Origin of the sequence: Heyndrickxia coagulans DSM 1 = ATCC 7050 (assembly GCF_000290615.1) — a bacterium.
Lineage (GTDB): Bacteria > Bacillota > Bacilli > Bacillales > Bacillaceae_C > Weizmannia > Weizmannia coagulans.
On record NZ_ALAS01000293.1, the window covers coordinates 1 to 7966 of the forward strand.

A 7966-nucleotide genomic window follows, 5' to 3' on the forward strand; every position below is an offset into this window, starting at 1 on the left:
TTGAAATTTTTACACAACACTATTTTATATTTTGATAATCGGAATTTGGCTTGTATCTGACCAAATTTGATTCGTTCAGCAAGCCCTAAGGTAGTTGAGAATTCGCCATTACGTGTCCGGGGAACTTTTAATGTAACATTGCCGATGCTCATCAACAGCTCGCGTTCATAGTAACCGTTCCGGTAATCCCGGCGTTCAACAGCGCGTTCATAAGGGCTCGTTTTTAAATAGTCATCCCTTTCCTTTTCCATAAACTCGTTTAACACGAGGACAACCGCTGATTTAATTACCGCGTCAAGATCGGAAGTCATGATGGCTTCTTTTAAAACATCCAAATTTAGGTTAAACTGTAAGTGAGTCATTTTATCTCCTCTTTTCATTGTTTATTGTTGTTGAAAACAGTGTTGCCAAGAGTTGATAAAATGATTCCTTCTTTTTACACAATTATACGGACTTAATCTTTTTTAAGTATTTTAGAACACGCAAATATTCATCTAATTCATTGACCATATGGTTAATAAAACTGGGCGTCAAATGAATGGTGATTTTCCCGGTCAACTGTTTTCTGATGATCGAAAGTTTCAACTGCCTTAATTGCAATGCTTCTTCATCCGCTCTTTGGCTTAAGCGGATGAGATCGGCATTTTGTATACTTCTAAGCAGTTGATCAAAGACTTGAATAAAATAACGCGTTTGTTCAATTTCTTGTTTTTCCTGCGGAGCGAGTGAATCATGAATAAAACGTGCGTGATCTCCCAATATTTGAAGCCAGAAGCCATGTTCAAATCCTGCTGCCTGTTCAAAATTTGCCATCCGGCATTCTCTCCTTTCGTGCACTCTTATCATCTTATGGATGCCTGACGGGGATTATGATGGATGCCTGACGGGGATTATGATGGGTGCCTGACAGACGCCAGACATAAAAAAATCCCCGCCTAATTGATGCAGGTAGGGATTGGTCTTTCAATATCGCCATTGTTTTGGCCATCATGGTTATTCCGGAGCTTAAATTCGTTTAATGCTTCAATTGAAAACTCCGGAAAAATTGATTCCGGCATGCTTGACGGATTGGGCATGTTTCTTTTTTAACTCCAGCGCCTTTTCCGGGTAGTCCGTGATAATACCTGCCAGCTTCAGGTCCAGAGCTTTTTTAATGGAACGGGCGGAATTCACTGTCCAAACACGTACCGGAACCGAATGTTTTGTCGTAAATAGATTGGATTTGCTGATTAAAAACGACCGGTTCAGGTGTAGTCCGGACAGCTGGTGATCTTGAATCATACGCTCTAAATCCAAATGGCGCTTCGATGTCAAAAAAGCAGTATGTGCCTCCGGGTCTAATGTTTTTATCCTTATCAGTGTTGAAAGATTAAAAGATGAAAAAATGATTCTTGATTTTAAATGGTACCTTTCCGAGAGCTCCAAGGCCTTTTTTTCGATGCCGGGGTAGGAAAACGTATCTGTCTTCAGCTCAATGTTCAAGGAAACCTGGTAATCCGCTGTCAGTTCCAGCACTTCCTCAAGGGTGGGGACCGTTTCCTTCTCCCAGGATGAATCATAAAAAGAGAGATGTTTGAATTTCTTGCTGGCGCTGTATTGTTTGATTTCGTTCAAATTTAAATCTTTCACATAACCGCTGCCTGTAGTCGTTCTGTCGAGTTTCTCATCATGGATCACCACCAGTTCGCCGTCTTTTGACATGTGGACATCCAGTTCTAAGCCTTCCGCTCCGATGTGACAGGCATGGGCAAAACCCAGCAATGTATTTTCCGGATGGGTTCCCTTGCTGCCGCGGTGCCCGAATATCAGTGTTTCTCCCATAAGCGCATTCCTCCGGTTATCATTTTCCGTTTGCCTGGTTGGCTTTTTCAATGGCCTGGTTGGTTTGTTCTACAGCTTTATTCAGGGCTTTGTCAATGTCTTCGCCGTTATAGACACTTTCCATGGCCGATTCCACAGCGGTTCTTTCTTCCGACAGGCTTTGCATCAGCGCGCCCTGTGTGACCGGCGAAGTATGGGTGGCTTGTAATTGCTGCACCGGAACTTGCAACTGCGGCACTTTTTGATAAGCTTCTTTTACAAGCTGGTCATCGTATGCTTTCGTGTTAATGGCAAAATAGCCGGTGCCTATGTGCCATTCAGCCTGTACGTGAGGGCTTGCCAAATATTTCATGAAATCCCATGCCGCTTTTTGTTCGGCGCTGCTTTTTCCTTTTGACAGCCACAGGCTTGCACCGCCGATGGCAACCCCGTTCCATTTTTTGCTTTCCGGATGCGGCAGATAAGCTACACCGACTTTAAATTTTGCGTTATCGACAACGTCCCGGATGCTGGCGGACGATTGGATGAACATGGCCACTTTGCCTGCAAGAAATCCCGCTGTCATATCATCAGCCGCATTCGTGCCCGTGCCGTAATCGACAAAAGTTTTGTCTGCAATCATGTTTTTCGCCCACTTGAGAATGTTTTTTCCCGCTTCGTTATTGAACACGGACTTTGTCGGCGTTCCGTCATGTCCGTTGTTTTTATTGACCAGTAGTGAACCTTGATTGGCCAGCAATTCTTCAAAAAGCCAACCATACGGCTGCAGGGCAAAGCCTTTCATTTTTCCATTGCTGGAGTCTGTTACTTTTTTTGCATATGCTTCAATCTGTTCAAAAGTGACATTTTTCGGATCGATGTTGACGCCGGCTTTTTTAAGGGCATCCTCGTTGTAATACAGGACAGGTGTGGAGGAATTAAACGGCATAGAATATAGTTTTCCGTCCACCGTATAATAATTTAAAATATTCTTTTCCAAGTTCGAAGTATCATAGTGATCTTTGTCAATGAATTTTTGGACAGGATCAATAAAGCCGCTGTTGATCATTGTCTTGGTCCCGATTTCCTGAACCTGGATGATGGTAGGGGCTTTATCCGTACCGCCGACACTTAAGTATTTTGGCAGGGATTCCGTGTATTCCCCCTGGTATTCCGTTTTTACGAGCACTTTATTCTGTGACTGGTTGTATTCTTTCACAATTTGATTGAGCGTTTTTTGCGGCTCTCCGCTCATGGAATGCCAAAACGTCACCACGATGCGGCCGTTTTGTTTCGTGGTGGTCGCCTCTGTATTTGCGCCACAGGCAGCAAGGCTTAAGGTAAGGCAAAGCATCATAAAAATTGCAAGGTATTTTTTAATCATTTTGCATCCTCCTTCAATAAAGTTAAGTTTTCTCTTGAATACTCACTCATTCTCAAAATTTCATAGGTGTTTAATTTACACCAAATAGCTATCACATCTTCAAACGAATTTATGCAGAATATTATTATAGGTTATGGACCATCCTAACGACCGAACTGGATAAGTTTGGTAAATAAAAGGATATAACCGTGCGTAAGATCTCCACACGACTCAAGATCGCTCACCCTCCTATATCTCTCCGGATCAGGGTCCATACATTCCTCCTATTTTATCGAGCCTTCGGTGAGGCCTTTTTGCAAATGTTTTTGACCCGCAAATAAGACGAGTAAAGTCGGGATCGCGACAGTGACCGCACATGCCATGATCATGCCCCAGTCGTTCAGCGTTTCCTGGGATTGCATTTGTTTGAGCCCGATCTGCACGGTGCGGGCTGTATCATTGGTTGTGACCAGAATCGGCCATAAATACTGATTCCACGTCGTCAAAAAGCTGTAAGTACCTAACGTAACAAGGCTGATCTTCGACATCGGCAGCACAACTTTCAGATAAAATTTCCAATGGCTAATGCCCATCAGGTCGCTTGCTTCTTTTAACTCCATTGGAATTTGTTTGAAATGCTGCCTGAGTAAAAACGTTCCAAATGCGGAAGCGATAAACGGCAGGATGAGTGCAGGATACGTATTCAGCCAGCCCAGATCCCGTATCGTCTCAAAATTGGGGATCATCTGCGCCTCAAACGGAACCATCATCGTGGAAATAAACAAGTAAAACAGCAGATTTTGCCCTTTGAATTTTGGAAACACAAACGCATATGCAGCAAGGCTCGACAGCAGCAGCTGCCCGGCCGTGACAGCCAATGAAACAAGAACACTGTTCATCAGATAATGGACGAAAGTCGTGTTTTGAAAGGCTTCAAGATAATGGTTTAAACTGATATGCACTGAAAAATAATGTCCGGCTACAATCTCTTCCTGCGGTATGAGGCTGATGGACAGGCCGAGCAAAAACGGGCTGCCAATCAAAAGCGCAAAGAAGATTAAAACAGCGTACAGGCCGGTCTTCGAGACAAACGTTCTCATCATTGGTAATGCACCTTCTTTTCCCCCGCCTTAAATTGGATGATCGTTAAGACAAAGATGATGACAGCTAATATAACCGCTTCGGCACTGGAGGTACCAAACTGGTGGTTGATAAAGGCATCCTGGTAAATGGAATACACGAGCAAATTTGTGTGATTTGACGGGCCGCCCTTTGTGAGCATGTCAATCTGCCCGAATGTTTGGAAGGCATTGATCACAGAAACGATGATGACAAAAAACAATGTCGGCGATAACAGCGGGAGTGTAATCCGCCTGACCTGCGTGAGATACGGAATCCCCGTAATTTGCGCACTTTCATAAAGGTTTTGGTCAATGTGTTGCAAGCCTCCCAACAGGATTAAAAAAGAAAAGCCAGTGTTCATCCACACGGTGGACAGCGAAATGGAAAACAACGCCCAATGCGGGTCGGTTAACCAGCTGACCGCAGGAAGGTGAAAGAGCTGCATCAAACGGTTCATCAGTCCGATGGAAGGATTAAATAAAAACATCCAAAAAACGGAAGCCACGGAGACGCTGATCCCCATTGTTGATGCGAAAATGGTTCTGAAAAAGCCGATTCCTTTTAATTTTTCATTGGCGAGCAAAGCGAGAAAAAGCGAAATGATCACGGTTGCCGCAACTGTTCCCGCAGCAAACATCAGCGTGTACAGCAAACTTTGTCTGTAGTCTGCGGATGTGAACAGTTCTTTAAAATTGCTGAGTCCGGCGAACACGGTTGGATGCCCGGCAAAATCGGTCAGATAAAAACTGAGAAATACCGTCCGGAACATCGGGTAAAAAATGAAAACGGCCAACAAAATGAGGGATGGAAGCAGAAACAGCCATCCGGTCACAGCATCCCTGTATCGCCTCTTTGTCTTCTTCTCCTGTTCCAATTGGACATTGATCGCTTCTCCAGCAGATAAATTTTGTATCATACCGAAACCCCGCCTTTTTCCATATTGAAGGCCTTTTCGCGCGTATCCGGATCAAAAAAATGGACATCCTCCGGAGAGAAGTAGACCGTTATCCGGTCATCCGGATCAAGCTGCCATTGTCCGGCCCATTTTGCTTTCCACTGTGTATTTCCGAACGCAAACCAAATAATCGTTTTGTCGCCAAGTTGTTCGGCGGACTTGACGGTTGCCTGTATTGCAGCGTCGCCGCTCTTGGCATTCGGTTTAAAATGCTCAGGCCGGATGCCAAGGATGCATGTTGGTTTGGGAAAAGAGAATCCTGGCTGAACGGCCGGACCGTCCGGAATCCTGAAACGTTTTTCCTCTTCAACATACGCTTCTGTGAAATTCATTTGCGGCGATCCGATAAAAGAAGCAGCGAATTGATTTGCCGGATCATTGTAGATTTCGATCGGCTCTCCTATTTGCTGGATCCTTCCTTCATTCAAGATCATGATCCGGTCTCCCATCGTCATCGCTTCCACCTGGTCGTGGGTAACGTAAATCATCGTTAACCCGAGCTGGCGCTGCAGTTGCCGGATTTCCGCCCGCATCTCGGTGCGGAGTTTCGCATCCAAATTCGAGAGCGGCTCATCCATTAAACAAATCGGCGCCTGACTGACAATCGCCCTTGCCAATGCAACCCTTTGCCGCTGGCCCCCAGATAAAGCGCGCGGTTTTTTTTCGGCAAATGGCTCCAGTTGGACAAGTGCCAGTGCATGTTTAAGCCGCGCTTCTTTTTCCTGCTTGGTGAGTTTTTCTTTCGAGTTAATGCCAAAAAGGATATTTTCCCTTACCGTCATGTGCGGATAAAGGGCGTAATTCTGAAATACCATCGACACTTGGCGGTCTTTCGGCAAAACATAGTTTGCCGGCCGGTTGTCAATATAGAGCTGGCCGCCTGAAATGTCTTCAAGCCCGGCAATCATCCGCAAAATCGTGCTCTTCCCGCATCCTGAAGGGCCGACAAGCACAAAAAATTCTCCTTGCTCAACCGAAAAGTGAATGTCACTTAAAACAGTTGCGCCTTTCCCGTAAGACTTCGAAACATTGACCATCTCGATTTTCGGCACGAAGCTTTCCTCCTTACTTATCAATTTGCAAATTCAAGATAGCACAAAAAAAATCGCAAAACTGCGATTTCAAAGGAACTTAACTTAATATTTACAAAATCTTTAAGGGAAATGATTTTGACGTTTTTGATGGTGCTGGGGGAAAGGCTTGTAATATAAGAAAGCGCAGAGGTTTTGGCCCCTGCGCTTCTTGAATCGTTACACGCTTTTTGCTATTTCACTTTTACTGTCCGATATCCGCTAATATTGCCGGATTTATCCGCGGCCTCACTTTAATCGTGGTGCCTTTTTTCGTTGGGCTGATTTGGATTTTATAATATCCGCGCTTGTCGGCTTTGGCAGAGCCGATTTTTTTGCTGCTTGCATAAGCAGTAACGGTTACGTATGCTTCTCAATGATGTACTTGGAAGTGTGGCTGACCGCGTAAACAGACGGTGTGCCTGGTGCGATTCTGTCAATCGCCGTTACACTTTTTGTGCTGCTGGATCCGTAGCTGTTTTTCGCGTAATTATAAATTTTCGTGCCGGCTTTGTGCTTCGGAATCTTGACTTTATATTCGCCTTTACTGTTGCTTGTGCTTTTATACGTTTTCGATCCGATTTTCACATATACGGTACTTGATTTGCTTGTTTTCCCGCTAACATAAGTGCTGCGGTTGCCGACCGTATGACGGAAGGTGTTGAGGCCGGTGATCCAACTAAGGTAAGGGGGATCCTTTGTTATCACAGGTTGGGTGTTAGACATAATGGAATGAAAAACTGCAATATAGAACGGAGCAAAATGGTTAACTTGAATGTCATCCTCTGTTCGAGACGAAAAAGAACGAAAACGGCATATTTTTAGCATGATGGCCGCGATCTCCTCTTAAACGTCACCGGCCCGGAATTTCCCGCAAAGACAAAACGTGGCAAACTCCCGCGTTTTTCCATTCAAATCATCATATAGAAAGAATAACCTGAATCCGTGACGAAAATATAACAAACGCCGTTAATAGGTAGATTTCCCAAGAGTAAGGATATAGTGGTGTCCGACTATTCGATAAATGCACTTTTAGTGATTCAGTATGTAAAAATTTCCCTGTTTCATTCGTTTTTGTGCACGCCAAATAAATCTGCGAATTTCCATTTTTTGCAAGTTTTCGTTTTTTATTTCTTTTTTCCTAGTAGTCTAATGATCGGGATGTTTAGTAAAAGGCTTGATACAAACGAGTAAAGACCGGTAACCATTTGTTGGTCTCCGCGACTGTTTTTTGCAAGAAAAAAGTGCAGAGTATTGCAGTATATAAATTCGTTTATACCGCATAAAAATTCAATCTGAATTCTCGCTATTAAGGGCTTGACATGGAGCCTCTGCAGCCATGATTCTTTTGCCAAGCGGCCAGCTGTAACAGATTTGGCAAACCCAAACAGGTTATCATGGCTACCCCTCCATGTAAAGCCCCTCTGCATAACCATTTGCATAGAAATTTTGCACATCTCTGCACTTTAATTTTGCAATAAACACGCGACTTTTAATTTCCATTGCCGGCCACGGAAAACCAGCTTTGAGGCCAGTGTGATCATATTCTGGATGACGGTTCGGATGCTTCTTCTTGTTGTTTTCTTTTTCAATGGCGTATCTTGTTTTTTCAAGCTTTCTTGTCCAATCAAGCGAAGCAGGTTATACGCAAATACA

At 44.1% G+C, this 7966-nt stretch carries 8 protein-coding genes and 1 pseudogene; all 9 read right to left on the reverse strand.

Features of this window, described 5'->3' with window-relative positions; genetic code table 11:
- Positions 1-362 (reverse strand): transposase (locus tag IC21_RS15380; protein ID WP_035181163.1); only part of this gene is annotated, 362 nt, incomplete at its 3' end.
- Between the two features lie 82 nt (positions 363-444).
- On the reverse strand, positions 445-813 hold the full coding sequence (locus IC21_RS15385; RefSeq protein ID WP_013860841.1) for a DUF2935 domain-containing protein: 369 nt from the start codon (positions 811-813) through the stop codon (positions 445-447).
- 210 nt (positions 814-1023) lie between these two features.
- The gene (locus IC21_RS15390; protein ID WP_029143021.1) at positions 1024-1821 is read right to left on the reverse strand and encodes a glycerophosphodiester phosphodiesterase; all 798 of its coding nucleotides are present in this window, start codon (positions 1819-1821) and stop codon (positions 1024-1026) included.
- Between the two features lie 19 nt (positions 1822-1840).
- On the reverse strand, positions 1841-3184 hold the full coding sequence (locus IC21_RS15395; RefSeq protein WP_029143022.1) for an ABC transporter substrate-binding protein: 1344 nt from the start codon (positions 3182-3184) through the stop codon (positions 1841-1843).
- A gap of 263 nt (positions 3185-3447) precedes the next feature.
- Positions 3448-4266, reverse strand: coding sequence for a carbohydrate ABC transporter permease (locus tag IC21_RS15400; RefSeq protein WP_013860838.1), 819 nt, complete (start codon positions 4264-4266; stop codon positions 3448-3450).
- Positions 4263-5201 (reverse strand): carbohydrate ABC transporter permease, encoded by a 939-nt coding sequence (locus IC21_RS15405; RefSeq protein ID WP_013860837.1) that lies wholly within the window; start codon positions 5199-5201, stop codon positions 4263-4265. Before IC21_RS15405 ends, IC21_RS15400 begins: the two co-directional genes overlap by 4 nt.
- Positions 5198-6292 carry an ABC transporter ATP-binding protein gene (locus IC21_RS15410; protein WP_029143023.1) on the reverse strand — a complete coding sequence of 365 codons (1095 nt, stop codon included), beginning with the start codon at positions 6290-6292 and terminating at the stop codon, positions 5198-5200. The genes IC21_RS15405 and IC21_RS15410 overlap by 4 nt, the downstream gene beginning before the upstream one ends.
- A gap of 378 nt (positions 6293-6670) precedes the next feature.
- Complete coding sequence (locus IC21_RS15415; protein ID WP_230090493.1) at positions 6671-7036, reverse strand: Ig-like domain-containing protein; 366 nt, start codon at positions 7034-7036, stop codon at positions 6671-6673.
- A 740-nt stretch (positions 7037-7776) separates the two neighbouring features.
- A pseudogene (locus IC21_RS17495) lies at positions 7777-7966 on the reverse strand (IS1380 family transposase); the annotation flags it as partial.

Excerpts from the sequence above, each read along its gene's own strand:
- IC21_RS15395 (WP_029143022.1), bottom strand. The coding sequence starts at position 3,184 with ATGATTAAAAAATACCTTGCAATTTTTATGATGCTTTGCCTTACCTTA.
- IC21_RS15385 (WP_013860841.1), bottom strand. The coding sequence starts at position 813 with ATGGCAAATTTTGAACAGGCAGCAGGATTTGAACATGGCTTCTGGCTT.
- IC21_RS15405 (WP_013860837.1), bottom strand. The coding sequence starts at position 5,201 with ATGATACAAAATTTATCTGCTGGAGAAGCGATCAATGTCCAATTGGAA.
- IC21_RS15415 (WP_230090493.1), bottom strand. The coding sequence starts at position 7,036 with ATGTCTAACACCCAACCTGTGATAACAAAGGATCCCCCTTACCTTAGT.
- IC21_RS15400 (WP_013860838.1), bottom strand. The coding sequence starts at position 4,266 with ATGATGAGAACGTTTGTCTCGAAGACCGGCCTGTACGCTGTTTTAATC.
- IC21_RS15390 (WP_029143021.1), bottom strand. The coding sequence starts at position 1,821 with ATGGGAGAAACACTGATATTCGGGCACCGCGGCAGCAAGGGAACCCAT.